This is a genomic window from Streptomyces sp. NBC_01261 (assembly GCF_036226385.1).
In the GTDB taxonomy this organism is placed as follows: Bacteria; Actinomycetota; Actinomycetes; order Streptomycetales; family Streptomycetaceae; genus Streptomyces.
This window is the reverse complement of sequence record NZ_CP108463.1, coordinates 9,625,178-9,651,040: the sequence shown is the minus strand read 5'-3', so window position 1 is coordinate 9,651,040 and position 25,863 is coordinate 9,625,178. Positions and strand designations below refer to the sequence as shown.

The following is a 25,863-nucleotide window of genomic DNA, read 5'->3' as shown; positions in this document are numbered from 1 at the left end:
TCTTGTGTTACATCATTGATGCGGTCGTAGAGATAGTGCAACACTGACTCCATGGCCCAGACACTCGCGCACATACCGCCGCAGCCGCGGAACGCCACGCACGACGTCACCAACCAGCCCCCGCCCCTGACCCCGTACGACGCCTCCGAGGACACGGCCCTGCTGGAGGGGCTGCGCCGGGAGGGTGCCGGCTGGGCCGAGGAGGACGTGCGGCGGCTCGGTCGGGCGGCGGGCAGCGAGGAGGCGCAGGAGTGGGGTGAGCAGGCGAACCGGCACGAGCCGGAGCTACGCACGCACGACCGCTACGGCAACCGGATCGACGAGGTGGAGTTCCACCCGAGCTGGCACCGGTTGATGGGTGTCGCCGTCGCCGAGGGGCTGGCCGGAGCGCCCTGGGCGGACGAACGCCCCGGCGCCCATGTGGCCCGTACCGCACGGGGGTTGGTGTGGGGACACACCGATGCCGGCCACGGCTGCCCGACGTCGATGACGTACGCCGCCGTCCCCGCCCTGCGTGCCACGCCCGAACTCGCCGCGGTCTACGAGCCGTTGCTGACCAGCCGGGTGTACGACCCGGTCCTGCGCGTCCCGACCGAGAAGCGCGGACTGCTGGCCGGGATGGGGATGACCGAGAAGCAGGGCGGCTCCGACGTCCGCACCAACACAACGACGGCCACCCCCACCACCGCACCCGGCGTGTACACCCTGCGCGGGCACAAGTGGTTCACATCGGCGCCGATGTGCGACGTGTTCCTCGTACTGGCTCAGGCGCCTGACGGACTGTCATGCTTCCTGGTGCCGCGCGTGCTGCCCGACGGCAGCCGCAACACGTTCCGCATCCAGCGGCTGAAGGACAAGCTGGGCAACCGGTCCAACGCGTCCTCGGAGCCCGAGTTCGACGGGACCGTCGCCTGGCTGGTCGGCCCCGAGGGGCGTGGCGTCAAGACCATCATCGAGATGGTCAACTGCACCCGCCTGGACTGCGTGATGATGTCGGCAACTCTCATGCGCAAGACGCTCGTCGAGGCGGGTCACCATGTGCGGCACCGGTCCGCGTTCGGCGCCCGGCTCCTCGAACAGCCCCTGATGCGGAACGTGTTGGCCGATCTGGCGCTGGAGTCGGAGGCCGCCACGATGCTCACGCTACGGCTGGCGGGCGCGGCCGACCGGGCGGTGCGCGGGGACGGCGCCGAGTCGGCGTTCCGCCGGATCGCCACCGCCGTCGGCAAGTACTGGGTCACCAAGCGCGGCCCGGCCTTCACGGCGGAGGCCCTGGAATGCCTCGGCGGCAACGGTTACGTCGAGGACTCGGGCATGCCCCGCCACTACCGCGAGGCGCCTCTCCTCTCGATCTGGGAGGGTTCGGGGAACGTCAACGCCCTTGACGTACTGAGGGCGTTGAGCCGGGACCCCGGCCCGGCGGAGGCGTTGTTCTCCGAACTCGCCCTGGCCCAGGGCGCTGACGCCCGCCTGGACGCGGCCGTCAGCCGGTTGAAGAGCGGGTTGCGCGAGGCCACCGAGACGGGAGCCCGGCGTCTCGTCGAGCAGATGGCGCTGACCCTCCAGGCCTCCCTCCTGGTACGACATGCCCCAGCCGCGGTCGCCCACGCCTTCTGCGCGACCCGGCTGGCCGGCGACTGGGGCCACGCCTTCGGCACCCTCCCCGACTCCGCCGACCTCGACACGATCCTCGCCCGCGCCTTGCCCGAAGAAAACTGACCCTCGGTTACTCCCCGATTCCGCTTCGTTGTCAGTGGCGTGGTGCAGACTCGCGATCAGTTGGCACTGCGCCTGGGGAGGACAACGTGTTCACGGGGATCGACGAGGTCGGCTGGGCCTCACTGCGGCATGCGTACGGCAGTGCGGAGGACGTGCCCGGACTGCTCCGGGGACTGGCCTCCAGGGACCCCGTCGAGCGGGCGAGCGCGCTCGACGGGATGTACGGCGCGGTGCACCACCAGGGGATCGTGTACGACGCGACGCTCGCCTGCGTTCCGTTTCTGCTCGCGCTCGCCGCGTGCGAAGAGGTCGCGGACCGGGGCGGGTTGGTGGAACTTCTGGTCAGCATCGGACAGGGCCACGCACCGGAGGGGGAGGTGGTGGATACGGGTGACGGGCGCGGGTCGGCCGACGCCGCCGTCCGCGCGGGAGCCGAGGTCTTCGTCGCCCTCCTCGGGGACCGGGACTCCGGCGTACGCCGCGCGGCGGCCGAAGCACTGGTCCGGTTTCTCGACCAACCCGCGCGCGTGCTGGGCCTGTTACGCCGGCGGATCGCGGTCGAGCGCGACGACCGGGTCCTGCTCGCCCTCACCGAGAGCGTCGGCCTGTTCGTACGCGGTCACCCGGCCCACGCCCCCGAGGCGCTGGACATCCTGCTGATGCTGGGCACCCCGCCGTACGACCCCGGTCTACGGCTCGCCGCGCTCGGCCAACTCGCGGGCTGCGCACCCGATCTGCTCCCCGCCGACCTGGTCCCCACCGTCGTCGAGCTGCTCGGGGAGCGGTCCGAGCAGCGCCGGTCGGGCCGTTCGGCGCCGACCGAGAGCGACCACGCGGACCCGGACACGCTCGCCGGACGGTTACGGCGGCTGCGGCCCTCGGACGAGGAGGGCGCGCTGCTGCTGCGTACGCTGCACACCGCGCTCGGCGGGCGGGTGGGCGACCGGATCGCCCTGCTGGAAGGGCAGTTGACCAGCCCGGACCCGGCCGACCGGTGCAACGGGGTGTGGATGTCGGCGGGGTTGTTCCGCGAGTGGCGGGCCGACTACGCGGTGCCCGTCCAGCTGATCGGTGAGCAACTGGCAGCGGGCACACCTCCGTTGCTCGGTGCGGCGGTGTCGGACCGGTTGCGTGATGCGGCGGTGTCGGTCCTCGGCGACCTCTTCCACCTGGCCGCGCCTGCCGCCGATCACCTCCACGCGCTGGTGACCTCCCGCCCCGACCTGTGGGTGCACCGCTGGGAACGCCGGGCGCCGACCCTGGGCGGCCCGCTCAAGTCCCTTGCCCGCAGCGGCGATCCACGGGCGACACCGGTACTGGCCCAGGTCCTCGCACAGCCGCTCGTACCCGACGACCTGGGACGCGTGATCGTCCACCTCGGCCGCGCCGCCGCACCACTCGCCCCGGCACTACGACACCGGCTCGGCCAGGTCCCCCTCGACTCCCCCGAGACCTACGACCGCGCCGTACCGCTGCTGTCGGCGCTGACCGCGCTCGCCGATCGGGAGGCCGTGCCGGAGGTGTTGCGGCTGCTGGGCGGGATGGCGGACGGGGTGCGGTCGAGGCACCGGGTGGTGGAGTCTGCGGTACGGGCGCTCGATGCGTTCGGGGGTGACGCGGAGGAGGTCGTACCGGTGCTGCGGGGGCTGTTGGAGTCCGAGTGCGCCGGTATCGCCGCGGGTGCTCTGTGGTCGGCGGAGGGGGATGCCTCGGCCGTACTGCCTGTGCTGATACGGGAGTTGGCGGAACCGGACCCGCAACGGCGCGGAACTGCCGCCGAGGCGCTGGCCCGGTTGGGGTCGGCCGCGCGGGTCGCGGCACCCGGGTTGGCTCGGCTGGTCGGGGCGGACAGCGTGTGGGAGCGAGCGGCGGGGGCGTGCGCGCTGTGGCGGGTCACCGGGGAGGCGGAGAGAGTGCTTCCGGTACTGCGTTCGGCCTGGGAGGAGCATCCGGAGGTGCGGGGCACCATTGCCGCATGCCTGCTCGGCATGGAAGCGGCCGGGGCGCCTCTGCATGACCTGGTGGAGGCTGAACTCGCCGCTCCGCGAAGGCATTTGGTGCGGTCGGGCGGGCATGGGGGCCTGGACGTTCTGGAGGACGAGCGACTGTTGGAGAGGTGCCGGGAGGTACGGGGGGCTTGAGATCGGGTGGGAGTGGGGGCCAGAGGCTTGGAACGAAGGGGATCTGACGGGCTGCCAGCCGGGAGGTGCGCGGATTGAGGCTGGGCGAGGCTGGATGGTCCCGGGTGCGGGACGAACGAGGTCGGGCGGGCCCCTGCTCCGGACGGTACGGGCCGAGTCAAAGCCCGTCAGGGCTGTGAACCGGGCAAAGCAGGCGGCTTGAGACCGGGCGAGGTCGGACGACCGGAGGTGCGGGCCGAGCAAGGCCGTCCGGGGCCGTCTGCCGGGAAGTGCGGGCGGCTTGCGATCGGGTGGGTCCGTCCGGTGGGCATGACGAGGGCCCCCGTCTGCGATCCGCAGGCCAGGGGCTCGGCGACGCCGTACTGCCGGGCGTTCAGCCCGTCTTGCGGCCCCACAGTGGGCCGAAGCGCGCCCACTCCTCGTCCCACTGGTCCATGCGTCGGCGTTCCAGCCGGCCGCGCAGGGCCCGGGCGCTGACGAAGGGGACGGCTGCCGCGCCCACTCCCAGGAGGGTGCCGATCAGTACGGCCCGCAGCTTGGCCTGCGAGGCGCTGGCGGGCTTGGTCACCAGGTGACCCTGCGGATCGGTCCAGACGGTCACCGGAGTGCCTATCGCGCTGCCGGAGGGGACGCGTATCTGGCCGGTGTGCGAGGAGCCGTTCACGGCCGTCCAACGGACCTTTGCCCAGACCGGTTCGCCGCTCGTCCTGCTGGAGTTCGCCGGGGCGGCGCCCGGCGCGTCCTGGACCACCAGGGCCACCACGGGTTTCCAGTCGACGCGTTCCTGGGCCAGCTCGTGTTCGACGGACTGGGTCGCCGTCAGACCGGCGAGCACACCGGCGAGGACGGTGATCAGCCAGGCGCCGAGCACGATCCACGATTCCACCGCATCGGCACGGCGCTTGAGCGGATTCCGCCGCCACCGCCACAGCCACACCTTCGGACCTCGGAACGCCATCGAAGGCATCCTCCTCATGAACGCACTGACATGCCGAACCGCCCTCCCATACGGGAGACGTCTCCTCGATGCTCACGACGAATACCCCGACTCGACGTTCCCATGGCTGCCGTGACTCCCGCAGGCACTTCGCGGGAAGGCCTCGCGAATCCGCGCCGCGGACCGGCTTTGGCCTCCTGAGCTGCGGTGATGCCAGTTCCAGGGGTGACTGTCAGTGGTCGGGTGCAGACTGGACGGAGATGGGGGCGAAGTCGCCAAAAAAGCAGCGGGGGTGATCGGCATGACAGAGGCTCCGCACACGGCGGGCACGCGAAAAGGCCTGTTCATCGGACACAGGCAGGGCAAGGACCAGGAGTTCGACGAGAGTCCGAACCGCACCGCTCAGGCGCTGTATTCGGTCGCCGTCGAGACCCGCGGCCCGACACCGGGACCGAGGGCGGGAGTTTGCGGGAGGTCAACTCCCCGCAGGGCGGGCTTCGTTCAGATGCGGCGTCGGTTCGGTCGTTCCCGGTCGGGCTTCGCGCACCGGTTGATCGCCGGGCCCGGTACGGCAGTAGGGTGACGCCCGTGGCACCACGACCGTTGCATGAGATCGTCGAACCGGGCTGGGCGAAAGCCCTGGAACCCGTGACCGGACGCGTCGCCGAGATGGGGGACTTCCTGCGCGCGGAGATCGCCGCGGGGCGCACCTATCTACCGGCGGGACCGAATGTCCTCCGAGCCTTCCAACAACCCTTCGACGACGTCCGCGTCCTGATCGTCGGACAGGACCCCTACCCGACTCCGGGGCACGCGGTGGGGCTGTCGTTCTCGGTGGCCCCTGAGGTACGTCCGCTGCCGCCGAGTCTGCTCAACATCTACCAGGAGCTGAACACGGACCTGGGGCTGCCCCAGCCGTCCAACGGCGATCTGACCCCGTGGAGCCAGCAGGGGGTGCTGCTGCTCAACAGGGCGCTCACCACGGCCCCGCGCAGTCCGGCCGCCCATCGCGGCAAGGGCTGGGAAGAGGTCACCGAGCAGGCGATACGGGCGCTGGCGGCGCGCGGCAAGCCGCTGGTGTCGATCCTGTGGGGCCGCGACGCCCGCAACCTCCGGCCCCTCCTCGGCGACCTGCCCTCGGTGGAGTCCTCGCACCCGTCCCCGATGTCGGCCGACCGCGGCTTCTTCGGCTCCCGCCCCTTCAGCCGCGCCAACGACCTGCTGGTCCGGCAGGGAGGACAACCGGTGGACTGGCGTCTGCCGTGACGGTTCCGAGGGAGGGGTCACCGGATGCCGGCGGCAGGTTCCTCGCCGTGGACTCCGGAGGCTCCGGGCTCCGTGTCGTTGTGGGCGAGGTCGGCGGCCGGACGTCCGACCCGCTCTCCTCCGGGGAACCCGTTCGGACCGGTGCTCGCGGGATCGATCCCGGGCATTTCATGGAGCAACTGGTCCCCATGGTCCGGGCGTTGGCAGAAAAGCCCGAGGCGTCCAAGGCATCCGACGTGTCCGAGGTGGGCACGGCCGTCATCGGGGCCGCCGGTCTCGCCACCCTCGGAGACGGGTTGCGGGCCGAGTTGCCGGGGGCGTTGGCGCGGGAGTTCGGGGTGCGGACCGTCACGCTCGCCGCTGATGCCGTCACCGCTTATGCGGGTGCTCTCGGGGCACGGCCCGGTGCCGTGATCGCCGCCGGGACCGGACTCATCGCCATCGGCACCGATCTCACCGGGTGGCGAAGAGCCGACGGTTGGGGTCATCTGCTCGGTGACTGCGGTGGCGGGGCCTGGATCGGGCGGGCCGGGCTGGAGGCGGCGCTGCGGGCGTACGACGGGCGGGACGGTGGTTCCGCAGCGCTGTTGAGCTGTGCCGAGGAGCAGTTCGGGGCGATGGCGGGGTTGCCGGGGCAGTTGTATCCGCGGTCGGATCGGCCCGCCCTACTCGCGGCCTTCGCGCCACGTGTCGCCGAGTGCGCCGCCGTCGATCCGGTGGCGGCCGGCATCCTGCGCGCGGCGGCCGGACACATGGCCGAGTCCGCCGTCGCGGTCTGCCCGGTCACCGGCGAGCCCCACGTCGCGCTCACCGGTGGCCTGTTCAAGATGGGCGAGCCTCTCCTCGTCCCGCTGCACGAGGAGTTGGCGAAGCGGCTGCCGCATGCGCGGGTGGTTCCGGCCGAGGGTGATCCGCTGGACGGTGCCGTGCGGATCGCGCGTGATCTTGCCGCGGGCGCGCTCGCACTGCCGTGTGACGACGTGATGTTGTCCGTGCTGAGCCCAAACGGACAAGGTGATCGCTTCTGATCCGTACGTAACTCATCAGACAAAACAGGACGGATACCGCTCACCTGCACCCTCCCCGAACAGGGGAGCCCAGGAAGCCAGTAACATGCCTCGCCATGAGCTCCCCCACTGGGCCCGCGTCCGGCCTGCCAGTACGAATGCCGCGACCTCGCCAGCCCGGGCGGCACCGCCGACCCGAGCAGCTGGCGGCTCCCGAGGGCGCGCCCGCGCTGGTTCTGGCCGTGCCGGGCACGCCCAGCGCCGCCACGCGCAGCCTCGCCGAGGAGGTCGTGAGCATCGCGCGCTCCGAGCTGCCCGGTCTCGACGGCCGCATCGGTTATCTCGACGGGGACGACTCCGAGTTCCCCACGCTGACGTCCGTGCTCGCGCACGCCGCTGAGGAGCGCACCGCCCGCTTCGAGCAGGCCAGGGCCGCCGGCGCCGACGTCAAGGAGCCCGACGGGCCGGTGGCCGTCGTCGTGCCGCTGCTCGCCGGTCCGGACAGCGCGCTGCTGCGTCAGGTCCGCCAGGCCGTCATGGACAGCCGTGTCGCGGCCGACCTGACCGATGTGCTCGGCCCGCACCCGTTGCTCGCCGAGGCGCTGCACGTGCGGCTGTCCGAGGCGGGTCTGGCCCGTGCCGACCGCGCCCGGCTGTTCACCGTGACCACCGCCGCGGACGGCATCGTCCTCGCGTCCGTGGGCGGCGAGGAGGCCGTGCAGGCGGCCGGGATCACCGGCATGCTGCTCGCCGCTCGGCTCGCCGTGCCGGTGATGGCGGCGGCTCTGGACCAGGAAGGTTCGATCGCGGCGATCGCGGAGCAGCTGCGCGGATCCGGCTCACAGCACCTGGCGCTGGCGCCGTATCTGATCGGTCCCGAGATCGACGCGGGTCTGCTGGAGGCGGCCGCCGCCGAGGCCGGCTGTGCCTCCGCCGAGGCGCTCGGTCCGTACCCCGCGATCGGCAAGCTCGCGCTCGCCAAGTACACGACGGCGCTGGGCATCGCCCCGCCGCAGCCGCAGGGCGCTCCGGTTCGCTGATCGACCCCCGCACGCGTACGCCGTAGCGCCGAAAGGGCCCCTCCTCACGCGGGAGTGGGCCCTTCGGCATGCCGTGGGGACGGCAGCGGGTCAGTCGAAGACCACGCAGGACGCGGCGGTCACCTTGATCGAGCCGCCGCGACGCGGGACGCCCGTGGCGGGGTCGATGGTGAACCACGTCACGTCACCGGAGCGCTCGTTCGCGACGTACAGGTGGCCGCCGGCCTCGGTGAGCGCGCGCGGCCAGTGGCCTTCGCAGGGCACCGTGCCGACCAGTCGTAGCCCGTCGCCCTCGACGGCGAGGACGGACAGCACGTCCTCGCCGCGGGTCGCCGTCCAGACGAAGCGGCCGTCCGGCGAGGTCACGATGCCCGACGGGTAGGCGGCGTCGCCGTCCGGCGGGCCGGGCAGGACCGGCACCTCGGTCAGCGGCTTCAGTGAGCCGCTCTCGGCGTCCCAGCGGCAGACGGTGACGGTCGGCGTGAGTTCGTTGAGGACGTAGGCGTGGGCACTGTCGGGATGGAAGGCCAGGTGGCGAGGGCCCGAGCCGGGTCGGAGCGCGATCTCGCGGTGCAGTACGGGGCGTCCGTCCTCCAGCGTGCACACCCGCACGGAGTCGGTGCCGAGGTCGACGCTGACCGCCCAGCGGCCGCTCGGGTCGGGCTGGATCTGGTGGGCGTGCGGGCCCTGCTGGCGCTGCTGGTGCGGGCCTGAGCCGGTGTGCCGGAGCTGTCCGGAAGGGCGGCTCGCCAGGGTGCCGTCCGCGCGGACCGGCACGGCGGTGACGCTGCCGGAGCCGTAGTCGGCGGTGAGGACGTGCCCCGCGAACAGGCTCAGGTAGGTCGGCCCCGCGCCGCCCACGCGCACCGGCGAACCGAGCGGCTCGGGCTTGTCGCCGTTCACGCGGTACGCGGCCACCGCGCCCTCTGCCGTCTCGCTGACGGCGTAGAGGGTGTCCCCGTCGGGCGCCAGGGCCAGGTACGAGGGGTCGGGGACGCCGTTGACACTGCTCAGGACAGTCAGCGCGCCGCTGTCCGCGTCCACCGCCGCTGTGACGACACCCGGGCCGCCCGCCGCCGTGAACGACCCGATGAAGGCCCGCCGCCCCCGCCTGTCGCCGTCTGCCACCGCTGTCCCCTCTCGGTCCGTACTCCGGTCAGCGCACCGGATCCGCGCGCCGGTTGCGTGCTGTGGGGGTGACGGTAGCAGTCGATCATGACCGGTCTAGACCAAATCCCGGAGCTTTCTCCGCTCTGCCGTATCGGTCTCGCTCCCGTACCGGCTCACGCTCCGACGAGCCGTGAACCGGACCGTGCGCGCAGAGGCTCCGCCAGTTCGGCGAGGGCGCGTTCCAGGCCGTGGAGGTGGGCCAGCGCGGGCTCCACGGGTGGCCGGGCCGCAGTGGTCGTGAGGTGTGACGCGTCGCCGTCGGTGAGTGCCTCGACGGCCGTCTCCACGCGCCAACAGGCAGCGGCGAGGCGGGCATCGTGGGATGCCTCCGGGTCGGCGGCCACGGCGACCAGGCCGCGGATCTCGCGGGCGCAGTCGTCGAGCAGGGCGAGCACCCGGCGGGCGCGGTGCTTGCGGCCGAGCGCGGGGTTCAGCGGGTGCATGAGGGGGGCTACGGAGAGCCGTACCCGGCCCAGGAGTTGCTCCAGTTCGGCCACGCGTCCGGCGGGGTCGGCCGCGGCGGAACCGGCGAGGCGGGCGGCGGCCTCGGCGGTGCAGGTGTGGACGCAGCGCAGGGCGCGTTGGATCCAGGCGTCGGTGGTGGTGTGGGTGGTCACCGGGAGGACGAGGAGGACGGCCAGTACGGCGCCGAGCGCGCCGATCCCGGTCTCCGCGAACCGCAACGCCAGCAGGCCGGGGTTCAGGACGCCGAGGAGGCCGTAGAGCAGCTCTGCCATCAGGGTCACCGAGAGCATCATCCAGGTGTAGGAGACGGCGGCCGAGTAGAAGATACCGAAGACGCAGGCGGCGACCAGGATCGCGGTGGGTACCGGGGCGCCGTGGACCGGTACGGCGACGAGCAGACCCAGGGCGATGCCGAGGACCGTGCCGAGGACGCGACGGAAGCCGCGGACCACGGTCTCGCCGCGCGAGGCGGTGTTCACGAAGATCCACCAGGTGGCGCCGACGGCCCAGTACCAGCGCTGCCCGGACACCAACTGGCCCACCACGAGGGCGAATCCGGCGCCGGCGGTCGCCTGGACGGCCTGCCTCGTGGTCACACGGGCCAGACCACGAGCGGCAGTTGGGGCGGGTACGGCGATGGGGGGCAGTCGGCGTTCGTAGCACCAGAAGCCGAAGCGGACCGTCGCCGCGGTGAGCACGGAGAGGCCAACTGCCGCGTAGAGCATGGGTAGTTGGTCCGTGGTCGCGTGCAGGAACTGCGCCACGAAGAAGGTCATGAACGCGAAGACGCCGAGGCTGTGGCCGCGCGGTCCCCAGCGGCGCGCGTAGACGCCGGCGCCGACCACCGCGAGGAAGGTGAGGTCCCGGGCGACGGCGTGGTCGTGCAGTTCGGCCGCGGCGGCGAGCACCGGCAGGCCCGCGCAGGGCAGCAGCGCGGTGGTGACGGCCTGCCCGCGCACCGTGGCGTCCGTCACCGTGAACAGGGCGAGCAGCGCGGCCAGACCACCCGTGACGGCGCCCGCGAGGGACTGCCCGGTCAGCCCGCAGACGACGACCGCGAGGCCGATGCCGAGGACGGCCCGAGCGGCGAACCGCAGCCGCACGCGTCCCGGGTCAGGAGCCACGAACACCCTTTTCAGCACTGCTTCCCGCCCCTGCGCATACCCCTGGACGCCGGTGGACACCGGCATGAAAAAGGCGCCGCGGAGGTCCGCAGCGCCATCGACATGCCCATGAGAGCATCATCGGGGCGGGTGGCTCAAGTGGCTGCCGATCCACTGGTCCAATGGCATGCCCCCTCGGCACTGGGCCATTGGTACAGTCATGCGTCATGAGCGTGGACGAACTCGACACCCGCATCCTCAGGCTGCTTCTGGAGCAGCCGCGTACCAGCGTGCGCGAGTACGCCCGACTGCTCGGCATCGCCCGCGGCACGCTCCAGGCACGGCTCGACCGGCTGGAGCGGGACGGGGTGATCACCGGTACGGGCCCCTCCCTCTCGCCCGCCGCGCTCGGGCATCCGGTGCTCGCGTTCGTGCACATCGAGGTCACGCAGGGGCATCTCGACGAGGTCGGGGACGCGCTGGCCGCCGTACCGGAGATCGTCGAGGCGTTCTCGATCACCGGTGGCGGGGACCTGCTCACCCGGGTCGTCGCGCGGGACAACGGCCACCTGGAGGACGTGATCCAGCAGCTGATCAGCCTGCCGGGAGTGGTCCGCACCCGGACCGAGATGGCGCTGCGCGAGCGCGTCCCGCACCGCCTGCTGCCGCTGGTGGAGTCGATCGGCCGCGCGGCCGGCACCTGACCCTTGGCATCCTGAACCCATGAGCAACCTCGGCGGCCTCTCGGTCATCTTCGATCTCGACGGAACACTCGTGGACAGCGAGCCGAACTACTACGAAGCCACCCGGCAGACCCTCGCCGAGCACGGCGTCCCGGACTTCACCTGGGCCCAGCACGAGCGCTTCGTCGGCATCAGCACCCAGGAGACCCTCGTCCTCCTGAAGGAACGCCACGGCCTGAAGGCGCCGGTGGAGGAGCTGCTCGCGGAGACCAACCGGCGCTATCTGGCGCTGGCCCGGGCCGCCACGCGCGTGTACCCGGAGATGCGGAAGTTCGTGGAGCTGCTCGCGGCCGAGGGGGTGCCGATGGCGGTGGCGTCGGGTTCGTCGCCGGAGGCCATCGAGGCGATCCTGACCGGCACCGGGCTCGACGCGTCGCTGCGGACCGCGGTCTCGGCGGACGAGGTAGCCCGGGGCAAGCCCGCGCCGGACGTCTTCCTGGAGGCCGCGCGCAGGCTCGGGGCAGCCCCGGCCGACTGTGTGGTCCTGGAGGACGCGGCTCCGGGCGCGGCGGCGGCACACGCGGCCGGGATGCGCTGCATCGCGATCCCGTACGTGGCCGCGCAGGCCGACGCCCCCGAGTTCGCGACGGCGGGGCTGCTACTGCGGGGCGGGCAGGCGGAGTTCAGCGCGCAGGGGGCGTACGACTGGCTGGCCGAGGACTGACCGGTCCGCTTCAGGACACCCCCAGCACGATCTTGTCCCGGTCGCGGTGGATCGGTGCCGCCGAGCCGGTCAGCGGGACGCCCGAGCCGCCGTTGCGCAGGGCGACGATCTCCGCCGCGATGGACAGGGCCGTCTCCTCGGGCGTACGGCCGCCCAGGTCGAGGCCGATCGGAGAGCGCAGCCGGGCCAGTTCCCGCTCGCTGACGCCGACTTCCCGGAGTCGGCGGTTGCGGTCCTCGTGGGTTCGGCGCGAGCCCATGGCTCCGACGAAGGCGACGGGCAGCCTCAGTGCCTCTCCGAGGAGCGGTATGTCGAACTTGGCGTCGTGGGTGAGTACGCACAGGACCGTGCGCTCGTCCGTAGCCGTGCGCTGGAGGTAGCGGTGCGGCCAGTCGACCACGATCTCGTCGGCGTCCGGGAACCGGCTCCGGGTGGCGAAGACGGGCCGGGCATCGCACACGGTCACTCGATAGCCCAGGAACTTGCCGGCCCGCACCAGCGCCGCCGCGAAGTCGACGGCGCCGAAGACGATCATGCGGGGTGCGGGCACGCTGGACTCGACGAAGAGGGTCAGACCACCGGGGCAGTGCGAGCCGTCCTCCGAGATCTCGACGGATCCGGTACGGCCGAGGTCCAGCAGCGCGCGGGCCTGGGCCACCGACGTGCGGTCCAGGTGGGACCGGGCGGCTCGGGGGCCTTCGTGCGGTCGGTGGCGGCCGTTCTCGTCTGCCTCACCGAGGCCGCACGCGTCCACCCCGCCCGAGACGTCCTCGCCCGAGCCGCTCTCGCCAGGGCCGTCCGCGTCCCTCGCGCCGAGGCTGCCCTCGTGCCTCGCGTCGGGATACACCAGCAGCGCCCTGCCGAGCAGTTCGGCCGGCCCCCGGGCCACCCGGGCCAGCGCCACCGGCTCGCCCCTTGCCGCCGCAGCCAACCCGGCGGCGTACACCGGGTCGCCCGCACGCACCGGCGTGACCAGGACGTCGATCACCCCGCCGCAGGTCAGGCCGACGGCGAAGGCGTCCTTGTCGCTGTAGCCGAAGCGTTCGCGGACCGGCTCGCCGTCCTGGAGTGCCCGCACGCACAGGTCGTAGACCGCGCCCTCGACACAGCCGCCGGAGACCGAGCCGATCACCGTGCCGTCGGTGTCGACGGCGAGCGCGGCGCCGGGTGGGCGCGGTGCGCTGCCGCCCACGGTGACGACGGTCGCGACGGCGAAGTCCCGGCCGTCCCGCATCCAGCGGTCCAACTCCTCGGCGATGTCAAGCACTTGACGACCCGCCCGCGGTCAGGACCCGGTCGGGGCGGATCGGCAGGGCACGGTGGCGGACGCCGGTGGCGTGCCAGACGGCGTTGGCTATCGCCGCGGCGGTCCCTACGACGCCTATCTCGCCGATGCCCTTGATGCCGACCGGGTCGTCCGGGTCGGGGTCGTCGACCCAGTCCGCCTCGATGGCCGGTACGTCGGCGTTGGCGGAGAAGTGGTAGTTGGCGAGGTCCGGTCCGACCTGGGCGCCGGACGCCCTGTCGCGGACCGCCTCCTCGTGCAGGGCCATGGAGATGCCCCAGATCATCCCGCCGACGAACTGACCGCGCGCGGTCAGCGGGTTGACGATGCGTCCGGCGGCGAAGATGCCGAGCAGCCGTCGTACCCGGACCTCACCGCTGGCGACGTCCACGGCGACCTCGGCGAACTGCGCCCCGAAGGAGTGCCGTTCCTTCTTGGCGAGCGCGGCGACGGCCTCGGCGGTGTCGCTTCGCGCGGTGATGCCGTCGGGCGGTATGTCGCCGCCCAGGGCCAGTTGCTCCCGCAGGTCGGCCGCGGCCCGCATCACCGCCCAGGCCCAGGAGCGGGTGCCCATCGAGCCGCCCGCGAACATCGCGGCTCCGAGGTCGCTGTCCCCGATGTGCACCCGGACCCGGGCCGGCTCCGTCTCCAGCGACTCCGCGGCGACCAGGGTCAGCGCGGTGCGGGCGCCGGTGCCGATGTCCGTCGCGTTGATCCGCACGGTGTAGGTGCCGTCCGCCTCGGCGGTGACGGCCGCCGTCGAGGGGCCGATCCCGACGTGGAAGGTGGCCGCGGCCATGCCGGTGCCGAGCAGCCAGCGCCCGTCGCGGCGCACGCCGGGGCGGGGGTCGCGGTCGGCCCAGCCGAAGCGCCGGGCGCCCTCGTCGAAGCAGGCGAGCAGGTTGCGGCTGCTGAAGGGGAGTCCGGAGACGGGCCCCACCGCGGGTTCGTTGCGGACGCGCAGGGCGATCGGGTCGAGTCCGCACTTCTCGGCGAGTTCGTCGAGCGCCGACTCCAGCGCGAAGGAGCCCGGCGCCTCCCCCGGGGCGCGCATGAAGGTGGGGGTCGGCAGGTCGAGCCGTACGACCCGGAAAGCGGTGCGGTGGGCGTCGGCGTCGTACAGCGGGCGTCCGAACGCGGCGCTCGGTTCGACGAACTCGTGCACGGTCGAGGTGAGGCTGAGTGCCTGGTGGTCGAGGGCGCGCAGCCGGCCGTCGGGGTCGGCGCCGAGCCTGACGCGCTGGGTGGTGGGGCTGCGGTAGCCGACCAGGGAGAACATCTGACGGCGCGTCAACACCACGCGGACCGGGCGCTGGAGAAGGGTCGCGGCCATCGCGGCGGCCACCTGGTGCGGCCGTACTCCCTTGGATCCGAAGCCGCCGCCGACGTGTTCGGACCGCACCCGCACGGCCGCCGGGTCGAGGGAGAAGAGTTTCGCGAGTTCGCCGGCCACCCACACGGTGCTCTGGTTGGAGTCGACGACGTCGAGCCGTCCGGCCTCCCAACGGGCCGTCGCGGCATGGGGTTCCAGGGGACTGTGGTGCTCCTCGGGTGTCGTGTACTCCTCGTCGACGACCACGGCGGACCGGGCGAGGGCGTCCTCCACGTCGCCCTTCACCACCTCGGCCGGTCCGGCGGGCGAGCCCGCGGGCAGATAGGCGTCGGGGTGCCCGGCGTAGAACGCGATGTCGTGCGGTTCCTCGTCGTAGTCGACCACCAGCGCCTCGGCGGCCTCCCTGGCCTGCTCGGACGTCTCGGCGAGGACCAGCGCCACCGGCCAGCCCACGTAAGGGACTTGGTCGTGCTGGAACAGTCCGAGGGCCGGGTCCGGCGGGCCCACGACGCTCATGTAGTCGGTGGTGACACGCGGTGCGTTCTCGTGGTGCAGGACGGCGAGGACTCCGGGCATCGCGAGCACCGGGTCGGCCTGGACGGTGCGGATGCGGCCGCGGGCGACGGTGGACAACACCAGCCAGCCGTGGGCGAGTTCGTCGAAGGGGAAGTCTCCCGCGTAGCGGGCCGCGCCGGTGACCTTGTCCCGTCCCTCGACGCGGGTGTGGGCGGTTCCGAAGGCACCCGTCGACCGGACGGCCTGAGTCGTGGTGGTCATCGAGCGGTCTCCTCGGCGAGTTCGGTCAGTACGGCCACGACGAGATTGCGCAGCAGGGTGACCTTGTAGGCGTTGTCCGACAGCGGCTCGGCGGCGGCCAGTTCGGCGTCGGCGGCCGCCATGAACGCCTCGGCGCTCGCCGGTCCCCCGGTCAGCGCCCGCTCGGCCCGCCGCGCCCGCCAGGGCCGTGACGCCACCGCACCGAAGGCCAGCCGTACTTCGCGCACGACACCGTCGCGCACGTCGAGGGCAGCGGCGATCGAGCCGATGGCGAACGCGAAGGAGGCCCGCTCGCGCACCTTCCGGTAGCGGGAGTTGGCGGCGACCGGGGCGGGCGGCAGCGTGACCCCGGTGATCAGCGCGCCCGGCGGCAGCGCGGTCTCGCGGTGCGGGGTGTCGCCCACGGGGAGATAGAGGTCCGTGAGCGCCAACTCCCCCGGCCCGGCGGCGGTTTCGTACGACACGACCGCGTCGAAGGCCGCCAGCGCCACCGCCATGTCGGAGGGGTGGGTGGCCACGCAGTGCTCGGAGGCACCGAGGATCGCGTGGTTGCGGTGCTCGCCCTTCAGCGCGGGGCAACCGCTGCCGGGGACGCGCTTGTTGCAGGGCTGGGTCACGTCGGTGAAGTAGGCGCAGCGGGTGCGCTGGAGCAGATTTCCGCCGACCGTGGCCATGTTGCGCAACTGGCCGGAGGCGGCGGCCAGCACCGCTTGGGTCAACGCCGGGTAACGGAGCCGTACTTCGGGATGCGCGGCGAGGTCGCTGTTGGTGACGGTGGCGCCGATGCGCAGGCCGCCGTCCGGCGTCGTCTCGACGCGGTCCAGGGGCAGTTCGCGTACGTCGACGAGCCGCGTGGGACGCTCCACCCCGGCCTTCATCAGGTCGACGAGATTGGTGCCGCCGCCGAGGAAACGGGCGTCGGGCTCGGCGTCGAGCAGCGCAACCGCGCCGGAGACGTCGAGCACCCGCCGGTACTCGAACTCCCTCATGCCACGGCCTCCTTGAAGTCGTCCTGCTCCTCCTCGGCCCGCGGTGCTTCCGTCCGCCGTTCCTCGGCCGCCCGGGCTACCGCCTGGACGATGGACACATACGCGCCGCACCGGCACAGGTTGCCGCTCATCCGCTCCCGGATCTCCTCGGCGGTGAGGGGTGGCGGCCCCGCCTCGGGCCGTACGTCGGCGGTGACGGCGCTGGGCCAGCCCGCTGCGTGCTCCTCGATCACCGCGAGGGCCGAGCAGATCTGGCCCGGGGTGCAGTAGCCGCACTGGTAACCGTCGAGGTCGAGGAACGCCTGCTGCACGGGATGCAGCCGACCGCCGTCGGCCACGCCTTCGATGGTGGTGACGGAGCGCCCCTCGGCGGCCACCGCCAACTGGAGGCAGGAGACGACCCGGCGGCCGTCGAGCAGCACCGTGCAGGCCCCGCACTGCCCCTGGTCGCAGCCCTTCTTCGTGCCGGTGAGGTCGAGGTGTTCGCGCAGGGCGTCGAGCAGGGTGGTGCGGTGATCGACGGGCAGCGTGTGCTTCTCTCCGTTGATGTTCAGGGTGATGACGCTGGACGTCGATGGGGCCATGATCAGCCTTCTCTCGCGGATGGGGGGCGCGTCGAAGTTGGACGAGGAGATCCGTGAGCCCACGGGTCGCACGAGAATGCCGGTCGGCGACCGGTCCGGCCGTTCGCGCGGCCCGTTCTGCCGGTAGAGTGAGCTCTAAGCGGACAGCTGTCCGTTACCCAGGAACCTAACGGACAGCTGTCCGCTTAGCAAGGTCGGCTCTGCCGTATTTCCCCGAAGGAGGAGGAGTGCGCGAGGAGTTGGGCACGCCCCAGCGCTCGGACGCCCAGCGGAACCGCGAGCGCATCCTCGAAGTCGCGCTCGCCGAGCTGACGCTCGCGGCGGACGTCCCACTGAGCGCGATCGCCAGGAAGGCCGGTGTCGGACAGGGCACGTTCTACCGCAACTTCCCCAACCGCGAAGCGCTCCTGCTGGAGATCTACCGCCACGAGATGCAGCAGGTCGCCGAAGCGGCGGCCCCGTTGCTGGAGACGGGCGCGCCGGACCGGGCGCTGCGGGAGTGGATGGACCGCCTCGCCCGGTTCGCCAGGGCCAAGGTCGGCCTGGCCGGCGCGCTGCGGCAGGCGGCCGGAGCCTCCGGCACCCCGGCCAAGCCTGGGCACGGCGCGGTGACCGAAGCCGTCGCGCTGCTCCTGCGGGCGAACGACGAGGCCGGCACCATCCGCCCGGGCGTCACCCCCGACGACTTCTTTCTCGCCATCGCCGGCCTGTGGCAGATCGAACCGCACGGCGACTGGCAGGGGCGTGCCGGACGGCTCCTGGACCTGGTCATGGACGGACTGCGGGCGGGAGCGCCGGGACGCTGAACCGCGTCCCTCACCGCACCCCCCGCGAGAAACCCGAATGCGCCCGCTTGTTCGGTTCTGGGACCATGCCGGAATGATCGACCGTCTCGCACCACTGGTCCTCCGGCACACGTTCCGCATCCCCCTTCCCACAGGTCCCTCAGGTGAAGTCACCGGTCCCGAGGATGAAGGCGCCACCGCCGCGCGGCAGTTCGACGCCGCGCTGCTCTCCGTGGGCTTCAAGCTCTCCCCGGACCTGCTGGCCCGGCTCTCGGAGCTGCCCGAGGAGACGGTCGTCCGTATCGCGGGACGCACGCTGCGGACCGTCCGCGAGCTGGTCGGCGATCACGTGCGGCACAACGCCTACTTCATCGACTTCCCGGCCAACGTGCCCGACACCGTGGACTTCTGGATGTCGTGTGTCGCCGAGGCGCTCTTCGACAAGGAGACACCGGCCTCCACGCTCAAGCAGTTGCGGACCGGCGTGGTGAACCTCCTCGGCCTGCCGACGTACGGCAGATATCAGCACACGTACGCCGAACTGCTCGCCGCGCAGGACGAGTTGATCGCGGCGGCGGGTGACCGGCTCACGGTGCTGCACGCGGGCGGCGACCTCGCCGACGAACTCACCGCGCTCTACCTGGCGTTGGCGAGCAGCACCACACCCCTGAGCGACGAGCACAGGCCTGATCTGCGGGCGTTGGCCGAGCGGTGTGTCGACGGGCCGCAGCCCGAGGTGATCCCGGTCCGGGAGAACCGCGCGATCGTCAACGAGGCCCGCCTGAAGGCGGGTTCGGAGCTGTTGCTGGACACGGTCACCGATGTGCTGCGGCTGGCCTGCGCGCTGTCGGACGGCGATGTGACGCTGGTGGAGCCGACCCGTTTCCGTTCGCTGTCCCGGCCGGTTCGGCGGGCGTTGCTCGCCGGGCTGGACTCCGTGATCGCCGCGTCCCCCGCCAAGCTCGCCGACGTGCACGCGCACCGCGAGGAGTGGAAGCGGCTCGGCGAGCGGCTGCACCCGCACGAGTACCCGCGATGGCCGCACGCGGCCGACGTGTTCGCGGTCGCGCGAGGAGAGCTGACAGCGCGGTCGCTCGACGGCCGGGTCGAGGAACTCCTCGCGGAGGCCGACCTGTTGGGCGCGGTGGAGCTGCTGAAGTCCGCGCCCGGCAAGCTGTTCCGCGCGCTGGACCGGCTGCTGCGCACGGCACTCACGCAGGAGGAGCGCGACGCCGTGGTGGCCGCCGCCGAGCAGGTCGCGCCCGCGGTGTCGGGCCGGGTCGTGCTGTCGGTGCGCGAGCATCTGCACAACCGGGCCAGGGACACCGGGGAGTTGCGGGTCTTCGTGAACCGGCGCGGCCGGGCCTGGGTGACCGACGACGAGCGGTCGGTCGTAGGACCGGCGGAGCGGGAACGGCTGATCGCCGCGCTCGACGGCGAGACGCGGCGTCGACTGCCTTCTCCGGAGCGGCTGTTGGTGGATCCGGAGGTGCTGGACGTGGCGTTGCCGTTGAGCGGGAAGGCGACGGCGGCCGGGCTCGGCGTGCTGCCGCGTGGGTCCTTGTCGGCGGTCGAGGGCGAGTTGCTGCGCTTCTTCGTGTACTGGAAGGAGACCGAGCGGCGCACCGACTTCGACCTGTCGGCGCTGATGCTGAACGCCGACTACTCGACGAACACGTGGCTGTCGTACACCTCGCTCACCGAGGTCGAGGGCGAGCACTCCGGTGACATCGTCGAAGCACCGGACGGGGCCTCGGAGTTCATCAATCTGCGGCTGGGCGCGGTGCGCGGGACGTTCGTCGTGCCGCAGGTCAACATCTTCGCGGGCGAGGGCTTCGAGGAGGTCGAGGAGTCGTTCTTCGGGTTCATGCTGCGTGAAGGCGAGCAGCAGGGACGGCCGTTCGAGCCGCGTACCGTGCGGATGAAGTCGGAGCTGCGCGGGGCGGGGCGGGTCGCGCTGCCGCTGGTGTTCCTGCGCGGGGAGGACGGTGCCTGGCGGGCGAAGTGGCTGCACCTGTATCTCAAGGGCAGCCCGTCGGCGAACCGGGTCGAGGAGAACCGCGTGACGGTGGCCAACCTGCTGCGCGGCATCGTCGAGCGCGAGCAGCTCACCGTGCGCCATCTCGTCGACCTGATGAGCGGGGACACGACACAGGTGACCCTGTGGGACGGCGAGACGGTCCCGGACGGGCCGGTCACCTTCATCGGTATGAGCCGCCCGGCCGAACTGCCCGCCGGATCTGTTGTCATCACTCTCGAAAATCTGCGCGACCTGATCCCCGCCTGACTGCTAACGTCGACCCCGGCGAGGCCATGGACGGACTTCCTTCTCAACTACTCCTTGAAATCAGTCCGTCCGCTTTCCTCGCCCTCGACGTTCCGTGAGGGGTGCCCCAGGGCGCCCCTCACGTTCTTTTTCCGCCGAAACCTCACTTCACAGACTTGTGGGACAATCCTCTATGCGCGGACGAAAGGCCACTTCAGTGAGCGGAACGCACGACGGGTCCGGCTACGACAGCCTTCGGCTCGACCGCACCGGTCAGGCCGAGGCCTTCGATGCCATCGGGGACCGGTACGACGAGGCCTTCCCGCACAAGGAGGGCCAGGTCGGCGCGGGTGAGTGGCTGATCGAGTCCCTCGATCCGGGCGCCCGCGTGCTGGACCTCGGCTCCGGCACGGGTGTGCCGACCGCCCGGCAGCTGGCCGACGCGGGTTTCGAGGTCGTCGGCGTGGACCTGTCCGCCCGGATGGTGGCGCTGGCCGGCGAGTACGTCCCGGCCGCCGCGTTCCACCGGCTCGACCTCGCGGACCTGCGCCCGGACGGCCCCCGTGACCTGGGCAGGTTCGACGGTGTCGCCGCGTTCTTCTCCCTGCTGATGCTCCCGCGCGCGGAGATCCCGCTCGCCCTGCGCACGATCCACCACCTGTTGCGTCCGGGCGGGCTGTTCGCCCTGTCGATGGTGGAGGCCCACGTGGACGACTTCGAGATCCCCTTCCTCGGGCACACGATCAGGGTCTCCGGCTATCTCCTCGAAGACCTGCACAAGATCCTCGACACGGCCGGCTTCGAGATCGTGAAGGAGAACTCCTACACCTACGCCCCGGCGACCGCCGATGTCCCGCCGGAGGAACAGGTCTTCCTCTGCTGCCGACGGCGCGACTGAGGCCGTAGGACCGACCCGGCGGCCGCTGCCGTACCAGTGACGGGACGAAGCGTGTGACGGAGCATCCCAGCCCCCGCGAAGGCCCCGCCGGAACCGCCCGGCGAGGCGCTTCGGCGAGCGGCCCGGCGCCCGTCGTACCGCTCGGCCGGACGCCCGTGCAGCAGATGGACCGGCTCCAGTACCTCGATGTCGCCACCCGGCGGATCGCCCGCGGGATGGACCTGGACGAGACGCTGCGGGAACTGCGGTGGGCGGCGGTGCCCGCCTTCGCCGACGCGATCGTGATCCACCTGCACGATCCGCTGCCCGTGGGGGACGAGAAGTCGGCCGCGGCCGTCGTCCTGCGGCTGCACAGCATCGACCGGGCGCCGGAGGCCAGGTCCGCGCTGCTGATGCCGCACGCCGAGTACGCGAGCGTGGCCGAGCGGGTGCAGCCGGTGCTCGCCGGACGGCTCGCGAAGCTGCTCCTGGCCGGGCGGCCGGCCTTCGGCGACGCCCCGGGCATCCACCCCGCCGTGGCCGAACTGCTCGGCCCCGCGGCGAGCGCGCACGGCACCCTCCCGCCGGGCCGCCGCCTGATCATCGCGCCGCTGCACGGCCGCCACCACGTCATGGGCACCGTCGTACTACTGCGCCGCCCCGACCGCTCCGCGTTCACCACCGACGACCTGCTCGTCGCCTCCCAGCTCGCCACCCACACCGCCATCGGCGTCCAGAAGGCGGTGATGTACGGCCACGAGGCCTCCGTCGCGGACACCCTCCAGCACACCATGCTCCCATCCTCGCTGCCCGAGCCGACCGGCATCCAGCTCGCCAGCCGCTATCTGCCCGCCTCGAAGACCGCGCAGGTCGGCGGCGACTGGTACGACGCGATACCGCTGCCCGGCAGCCGGGTCGCGCTGATCGTCGGGGACGTCATGGGGCACTCCATGACCTCCGCCGCGATCATGGGCCAGCTGCGCACCATCGTGCAGACCCTCGCCGGCCTCGACCTGCCCCCGCACGAGGTCCTCCACCACCTCGACGAACAGGCCCAACGTCTCGGCAGCGACCACATCGCGACCTGCCTGTACGCGATCTACGACCCGATCTCGCACCGCCTGCTCATGGCCAACGCCGGCCACCCGCCCGCCGTGCTGCTGCGCCCGAACGGCCACGCCGAGGTGCTCCAGGTCCCGCCGGGCGCCCCGATCGGCGTCGGCGGCGTCGTCTTCGAGTCCGTGGAGATGCCCGCGCCCACCGGCACGACCCTGGTCCTGTACACCGACGGTCTCGTCGAGTCCCGCGACACCGACGTGGGCACGGGCGTCGAGGCCCTGCGCACCCACCTCCAGTCCACCCCGCACCACCACCGCCTCTCCTCGCTGGAGCGACTGTGCGACCGCGTCCTCGCCGCACTGGCGCCGGGTCCCCGAGACGACGACATCGCCCTGCTCACCGCCCGCTTCGACGGCTTCCCGCCGGACAGCGTCGGCTACTGGCACCTCGACCCCCACCCGCTCACCGCGGGCCAGGCCCGCCGGCTGACCCGCAGGGTGCTGCGCCGCTGGGGCTTGGACGACCTGGTCGACACCACGGAGCTCCTGGTCAGCGAGGTCGTCACGAACGCCGTGCGGTACGCCTCCCGCCCCATCTCCCTACGGCTGCTGCGCACCGACGTGCTGCGCTGCGAGGTGACCGACGACTCGCCCCAGGTGCCCCGGATGCGACAGGCGGCGCCGGGCGACGAGGGCGGTCGCGGCCTGTTCCTGGTCGACCGGCTCGCGCAGCGTTGGGGGGCGACCCGGTTGAGCACGGGGAAGGTCGTGTGGTTCGAGCAGCAGATCCCGAAGGGCCCTTGATTCGACGGGCGTTGACGCTCAGACCGGCCCAACTCCCGTGTCGCCCTTGAGGCGTTCGAGGTCGGAGGCTCGAACCTGGATCACGACGACGGCGATCAGCGCGGCGACGACGGTGAAGATCGCGGCCATCACGAACGCGGCCGAGACCCCGGCGGTGAGGACGTGATCGCCCCAGGTGCCCGGGAGTTGGCCGGTGCGCTGGAAGCGGAGGCGTTCGGCCGGAGTCGCCTGCGCGAGGAACGCGGGGATCCGGTCCTTCGCCTCGTCGCGGCTGGCCGTGCCGAACATGGTGACCAGGATGGACAGTCCGAGCGAACCGCCCACCTGCTGCATGACGTTGAGGAGTCCGGAGGCCGCGCCGGTCTCCTGGACCGGCACGTCGGAGAGCGCCATCAGGGTCAGCGAGACGAACTCCATGCCCATGCCGAGGCTGAACACCAGCATCGGGCCGAGCACGCTGCCGAGGTAGGTGGAGTCGACGTCCGTCAGCGTCAGCCAGGACAGGCCGCCCGCCGCGAGGATCGCGCCCTCCACCATGAACGGCTTGGGCCCGTAGATCGGCAGGAACCGTGAGGCCAGGCCCGCGCCGACCGCGATGACGGCACTGACCGGCAGGAAGGCGAAGCCGGCCATGAGCGGGCTGAAGCCCAGCACGTCCTGCACGAAGAGCGTGAGGAAGAAGAACATCCCGAAGATCGCGGCGGAGAGGCAGAGCATGATGCCGTACGTCCCGGCCCGATTGCGGTCGCGGAACATGTGCAGCGGGGTGATCGGCTGCCGGGAACGCCGTTCGACCAGGACGAACAGGGCGAGGACGACCACGGCCGCACCGAACGAGGCCAGGGTGAGCCAGTCCCGCCAGCCCTCCTGCGCGGCCCGGATGAAGCCGTAGACGAGGAACACCAATCCCACGGTGGAGGTCAGCGCGCCGGTGATGTCGAAGTGGCCCGGGTGGCGTTCGGACTCCTTGATCCAGCGCGGGGTGGCGAGGACGATGAGCAGTCCGATCGGGACGTTGACGAACAGCACCCAGCGCCAGTTCAGCCACTCGACGAGAATCCCGCCCATCAGGAGTCCGATCGCGCCGCCGCCGGCCGAGACACCGGCGAAGACCCCGAACGCCCGGTTACGCTCCGGGCCTTCGCGGAACGTCGTACTGATCAGGGCGAGCGAGGTCGGCGAGGCGATGGCACCGCCGACGCCCTGGAGGGCGCGTGCGGCGAGGAGTTCACCGGAGTTCTGCGACAACCCGCCCAGCAGGGAGGCGAGTACGAAGAGCACCACCCCGAACACGAACACCCGCCGCCGCCCGAGGATGTCCCCGGCCCGTCCGCCGAGCAGCAGCAGACCGCCGAAGGTGAGGGTGTACGCGTTGACGACCCAGGCCAGGCCGGTCGTGGAGAACCCCAGCGAGCTCTGGATGTGCGGAAGGGCGATGTTCACGATGGTGATGTCGAGGACCACCATCAGCTGACAGGACGCGATGACCAGCAGCGCCATCGTGCTGCCGCCACCGCCGGTGTTCCGGGTGGTGGTCTGCGCTGCGGAGGCTTGCCGAGGACTGCTGCTCATGGCGGATCGCACTCACGAGAGACCGGTGAACGGCTCCGTCCACCGGATACCCACCGTTCGACGGTACGCCCGCCCCCCGCTCCCCACCACTCGATCATCACAGGCCCAGGCGCTAGGTTCACACATGACAGGACATGGGGAGAAACCATTGGTGACCGAGGTCGTCGCAGACGGACGGACGCTGCCCTACGGCGATGTCGTCGCCGTCGCCCACCACGGCACCCAAGTCCCCCTGGCGGACAGGGTGTTGCCGCGCCGCGCACGTTGGGCGACGGCCGGCCGCACGGGGTGGGCGTGGAGACGGTGAGCCGCGACATCCAGGGGTCCGACGACGTCCGCAGCACACTGCACGCCTTGGCGGGAGAAGCGACATGACCAACGTCGACGTACACCAGCATCTGTGGACCCCTTCGCTGGTGACGGCTCTGCGCGCCCGCCGCGAACCGCCGTTCCTGGACGGCTGGACGCTGTTCCTGGACGGTGAGCCGCCCTTCGAGATACCGCCCGCCGACCACGACATCGCCCGGCGCGCGGAACTCGCCGCCGCCGACGGCCTCGGCCGGGTGCTCGTCTCGCTGTCCGCCCCGATCGGCGTGGAGTGGTTGCCCGAGGCTGAGGCACGGCCCCTGCTCGACGCGTATCACGACGGCGTGGCCGCGCTGCCGGAGCCTTTCGGGGCGTGGGCCGCCGCCTGCGTACGGGACATCGACGCCGACGCGACCGCCAAGGACCTCGACCAGGGCTTCGCCGGCCTGCAACTGCCCGCCAACTCCCTCGCCGACGCGGCGGGTTACGCCCGCTGTGCCCCGCTCCTCGACCTGCTCGAAGAACGCGACCTCCCGCTCTTCGTCCACCCGGGGCCCGCCGTGGGCTCCTCGGCGGACCCCGCCTGGTGGCCCGCGATGGTTCCGTACGTCCAGCAGATGCACGCCAGTTGGTACGCCTTCCGTGCCTTCGGCCGTCCCCGCCATCCACGCCTCCGCGTGTGCTTCGCCCTGCTGGCCGGACTCGCCCCGCTCCACGGCGAGCGCCTGTCGGCCCGGGGCGGGCAGCAACAGGCGGGCGACCAGGGCGTGTTCGTCGAGACGTCGTCCTACGGCCCGACCGCCGTCGAGGCGATCGTGCGCGCTCTCGGCGTCGACGCCGTGGTCCAGGGCTCGGACCGTCCCTACGCCGAGCCGCCCCGCCACCCGGGGTACGGGTTGGGCGGGGCGGCTGCCTACGCCTTTCGCATCGCCAATCCGAGACGGCTCCTCACCGGGGAGGTGTGACGGTCCG

21 protein-coding genes are annotated in these 25,863 nt (G+C 72.0%); 13 read left to right on the top strand and 8 right to left on the bottom strand.

Annotation, left to right across the window (positions count from 1 at the left end; genetic code table 11):
- Positions 1-51: 51 nt before the first annotated feature.
- Together OG226_RS42845 and OG226_RS42840 are read left to right on the top strand one after the other, a co-directional pair.
- Positions 52-1,719, top strand: coding sequence for an acyl-CoA dehydrogenase family protein (locus OG226_RS42845; RefSeq protein WP_329352107.1), 1,668 nt, complete (start codon positions 52-54; stop codon positions 1,717-1,719).
- Positions 1,720-1,805: 86 nt separating this feature from the next.
- The gene (locus OG226_RS42840) at positions 1,806-3,860 is read left to right on the top strand and encodes a HEAT repeat domain-containing protein (RefSeq protein WP_329352106.1); all 2,055 of its coding nucleotides are present in this window, start codon (positions 1,806-1,808) and stop codon (positions 3,858-3,860) included.
- A 373-nt stretch (positions 3,861-4,233) separates the two neighbouring features.
- On the opposite strand, the gene OG226_RS42835 is transcribed toward OG226_RS42840, so the two are convergent.
- Entirely contained in the window at positions 4,234-4,818 is a 585-nt protein-coding gene (locus tag OG226_RS42835; protein WP_328684951.1) for an Rv1733c family protein, read from the bottom strand.
- Between the two features lie 567 nt (positions 4,819-5,385).
- On the opposite strand from OG226_RS42835, the gene OG226_RS42825 reads away from it, so the two are divergent.
- From OG226_RS42825 to OG226_RS42815, 3 genes are all read left to right on the top strand, one after another.
- A complete protein-coding gene (locus OG226_RS42825) occupies positions 5,386-6,063 on the top strand; it encodes a uracil-DNA glycosylase (protein ID WP_328684950.1) in 678 nt (225 codons plus the stop codon).
- Positions 6,060-7,091, top strand: a complete 1,032-nt coding sequence (locus OG226_RS42820; protein WP_329352105.1) for an N-acetylglucosamine kinase — start codon at positions 6,060-6,062, stop codon at positions 7,089-7,091. The genes OG226_RS42825 and OG226_RS42820 overlap by 4 nt, the downstream gene beginning before the upstream one ends.
- Before the next feature lie 95 nt (positions 7,092-7,186).
- Positions 7,187-8,110 (top strand): sirohydrochlorin chelatase, encoded by a 924-nt coding sequence (locus OG226_RS42815; RefSeq protein WP_329352104.1) that lies wholly within the window; start codon positions 7,187-7,189, stop codon positions 8,108-8,110.
- A gap of 90 nt (positions 8,111-8,200) precedes the next feature.
- On the opposite strand, the gene OG226_RS42810 is transcribed toward OG226_RS42815, so the two are convergent.
- On the bottom strand, positions 8,201-9,238 hold the full coding sequence (locus OG226_RS42810; protein WP_329352103.1) for a lactonase family protein: 1,038 nt from the start codon (positions 9,236-9,238) through the stop codon (positions 8,201-8,203).
- A 155-nt stretch (positions 9,239-9,393) separates the two neighbouring features.
- A complete protein-coding gene (locus OG226_RS42805) occupies positions 9,394-10,887 on the bottom strand; it encodes an FUSC family protein (protein ID WP_329353689.1) in 1,494 nt (497 codons plus the stop codon).
- A gap of 188 nt (positions 10,888-11,075) precedes the next feature.
- On the opposite strand from OG226_RS42805, the gene OG226_RS42800 reads away from it, so the two are divergent.
- Both OG226_RS42800 and OG226_RS42795 read left to right on the top strand, forming a co-directional pair.
- Positions 11,076-11,552 (top strand): Lrp/AsnC family transcriptional regulator, encoded by a 477-nt coding sequence (locus OG226_RS42800; RefSeq protein WP_328684946.1) that lies wholly within the window; start codon positions 11,076-11,078, stop codon positions 11,550-11,552.
- 19 nt (positions 11,553-11,571) lie between these two features.
- Complete coding sequence (locus tag OG226_RS42795; RefSeq protein WP_329352102.1) at positions 11,572-12,255, top strand: HAD family hydrolase; 684 nt, start codon at positions 11,572-11,574, stop codon at positions 12,253-12,255.
- A 10-nt stretch (positions 12,256-12,265) separates the two neighbouring features.
- Here the strand turns inward: OG226_RS42795 and OG226_RS42790 are convergent, their stop codons facing one another.
- From OG226_RS42790 to OG226_RS42775, 4 genes are read right to left on the bottom strand one after another with little or no spacing between them, the layout of a single operon-like run.
- Complete coding sequence (locus OG226_RS42790; protein WP_329352101.1) at positions 12,266-13,522, bottom strand: XdhC family protein; 1,257 nt, start codon at positions 13,520-13,522, stop codon at positions 12,266-12,268.
- On the bottom strand, positions 13,515-15,650 hold the full coding sequence (locus OG226_RS42785) for a xanthine dehydrogenase family protein molybdopterin-binding subunit (RefSeq protein WP_329352100.1): 2,136 nt from the start codon (positions 15,648-15,650) through the stop codon (positions 13,515-13,517). Before OG226_RS42785 ends, OG226_RS42790 begins: the two co-directional genes overlap by 8 nt.
- Positions 15,647-16,639, bottom strand: a complete 993-nt coding sequence (locus OG226_RS42780; RefSeq protein WP_328684942.1) for an FAD binding domain-containing protein — start codon at positions 16,637-16,639, stop codon at positions 15,647-15,649. The genes OG226_RS42785 and OG226_RS42780 overlap by 4 nt, the downstream gene beginning before the upstream one ends.
- Positions 16,636-17,223 (bottom strand): (2Fe-2S)-binding protein, encoded by a 588-nt coding sequence (locus OG226_RS42775; protein ID WP_328684941.1) that lies wholly within the window; start codon positions 17,221-17,223, stop codon positions 16,636-16,638. Before OG226_RS42775 ends, OG226_RS42780 begins: the two co-directional genes overlap by 4 nt.
- Positions 17,224-17,450: 227 nt before the next feature.
- On the opposite strand from OG226_RS42775, the gene OG226_RS42770 reads away from it, so the two are divergent.
- The 4 genes from OG226_RS42770 to OG226_RS42755 all read left to right on the top strand — a co-directional run bounded on the left by OG226_RS42770 (position 17,451) and on the right by OG226_RS42755 (position 23,013).
- Positions 17,451-18,029 (top strand): TetR/AcrR family transcriptional regulator, encoded by a 579-nt coding sequence (locus tag OG226_RS42770; protein WP_328684940.1) that lies wholly within the window; start codon positions 17,451-17,453, stop codon positions 18,027-18,029.
- A 73-nt stretch (positions 18,030-18,102) separates the two neighbouring features.
- Entirely contained in the window at positions 18,103-20,295 is a 2,193-nt protein-coding gene (locus OG226_RS42765; RefSeq protein ID WP_329352099.1) for a hypothetical protein, read from the top strand.
- Between the two features lie 196 nt (positions 20,296-20,491).
- Complete coding sequence (locus tag OG226_RS42760) at positions 20,492-21,172, top strand: class I SAM-dependent DNA methyltransferase (protein WP_329352098.1); 681 nt, start codon at positions 20,492-20,494, stop codon at positions 21,170-21,172.
- Positions 21,173-21,225: 53 nt separating this feature from the next.
- Entirely contained in the window at positions 21,226-23,013 is a 1,788-nt protein-coding gene (locus OG226_RS42755; protein WP_329352097.1) for a SpoIIE family protein phosphatase, read from the top strand.
- A gap of 18 nt (positions 23,014-23,031) precedes the next feature.
- Here the strand turns inward: OG226_RS42755 and OG226_RS42750 are convergent, their stop codons facing one another.
- Positions 23,032-24,513 (bottom strand): MFS transporter, encoded by a 1,482-nt coding sequence (locus tag OG226_RS42750; protein WP_329353687.1) that lies wholly within the window; start codon positions 24,511-24,513, stop codon positions 23,032-23,034.
- 223 nt (positions 24,514-24,736) lie between these two features.
- Here OG226_RS42750 and OG226_RS42745 point away from each other — a divergent pair, with 223 nt between their 5' ends.
- Positions 24,737-24,892, top strand: a complete 156-nt coding sequence (locus tag OG226_RS42745) for a hypothetical protein (protein WP_329352096.1) — start codon at positions 24,737-24,739, stop codon at positions 24,890-24,892.
- A 64-nt stretch (positions 24,893-24,956) separates the two neighbouring features.
- A complete protein-coding gene (locus tag OG226_RS42740; protein WP_328684936.1) occupies positions 24,957-25,856 on the top strand; it encodes an amidohydrolase in 900 nt (299 codons plus the stop codon).
- Positions 25,857-25,863 lie beyond the last annotated feature (7 nt).

What these genes read in the sequence shown, in the direction of transcription:
- OG226_RS42740 (WP_328684936.1), top strand. Translation starts at nt 24,957, where the DNA reads ATGACCAACGTCGACGTACACCAGCATCTGTGGACCCCTTCGCTGGTG.
- OG226_RS42780 (WP_328684942.1), bottom strand. Translation starts at nt 16,639, where the DNA reads ATGAGGGAGTTCGAGTACCGGCGGGTGCTCGACGTCTCCGGCGCGGTT.
- OG226_RS42845 (WP_329352107.1), top strand. Translation starts at nt 52, where the DNA reads ATGGCCCAGACACTCGCGCACATACCGCCGCAGCCGCGGAACGCCACG.
- OG226_RS42795 (WP_329352102.1), top strand. Translation starts at nt 11,572, where the DNA reads ATGAGCAACCTCGGCGGCCTCTCGGTCATCTTCGATCTCGACGGAACA.
- OG226_RS42750 (WP_329353687.1), bottom strand. Translation starts at nt 24,513, where the DNA reads ATGGCGCTGCTGGTCATCGCGTCCTGTCAGCTGATGGTGGTCCTCGAC.
- OG226_RS42775 (WP_328684941.1), bottom strand. Translation starts at nt 17,223, where the DNA reads ATGGCCCCATCGACGTCCAGCGTCATCACCCTGAACATCAACGGAGAG.
- OG226_RS42765 (WP_329352099.1), top strand. Translation starts at nt 18,103, where the DNA reads ATGATCGACCGTCTCGCACCACTGGTCCTCCGGCACACGTTCCGCATC.
- OG226_RS42800 (WP_328684946.1), top strand. Translation starts at nt 11,076, where the DNA reads ATGAGCGTGGACGAACTCGACACCCGCATCCTCAGGCTGCTTCTGGAG.
- OG226_RS42785 (WP_329352100.1), bottom strand. Translation starts at nt 15,650, where the DNA reads ATGACCACCACGACTCAGGCCGTCCGGTCGACGGGTGCCTTCGGAACC.
- OG226_RS42815 (WP_329352104.1), top strand. Translation starts at nt 7,187, where the DNA reads ATGAGCTCCCCCACTGGGCCCGCGTCCGGCCTGCCAGTACGAATGCCG.
- OG226_RS42835 (WP_328684951.1), bottom strand. Translation starts at nt 4,818, where the DNA reads ATGGCGTTCCGAGGTCCGAAGGTGTGGCTGTGGCGGTGGCGGCGGAAT.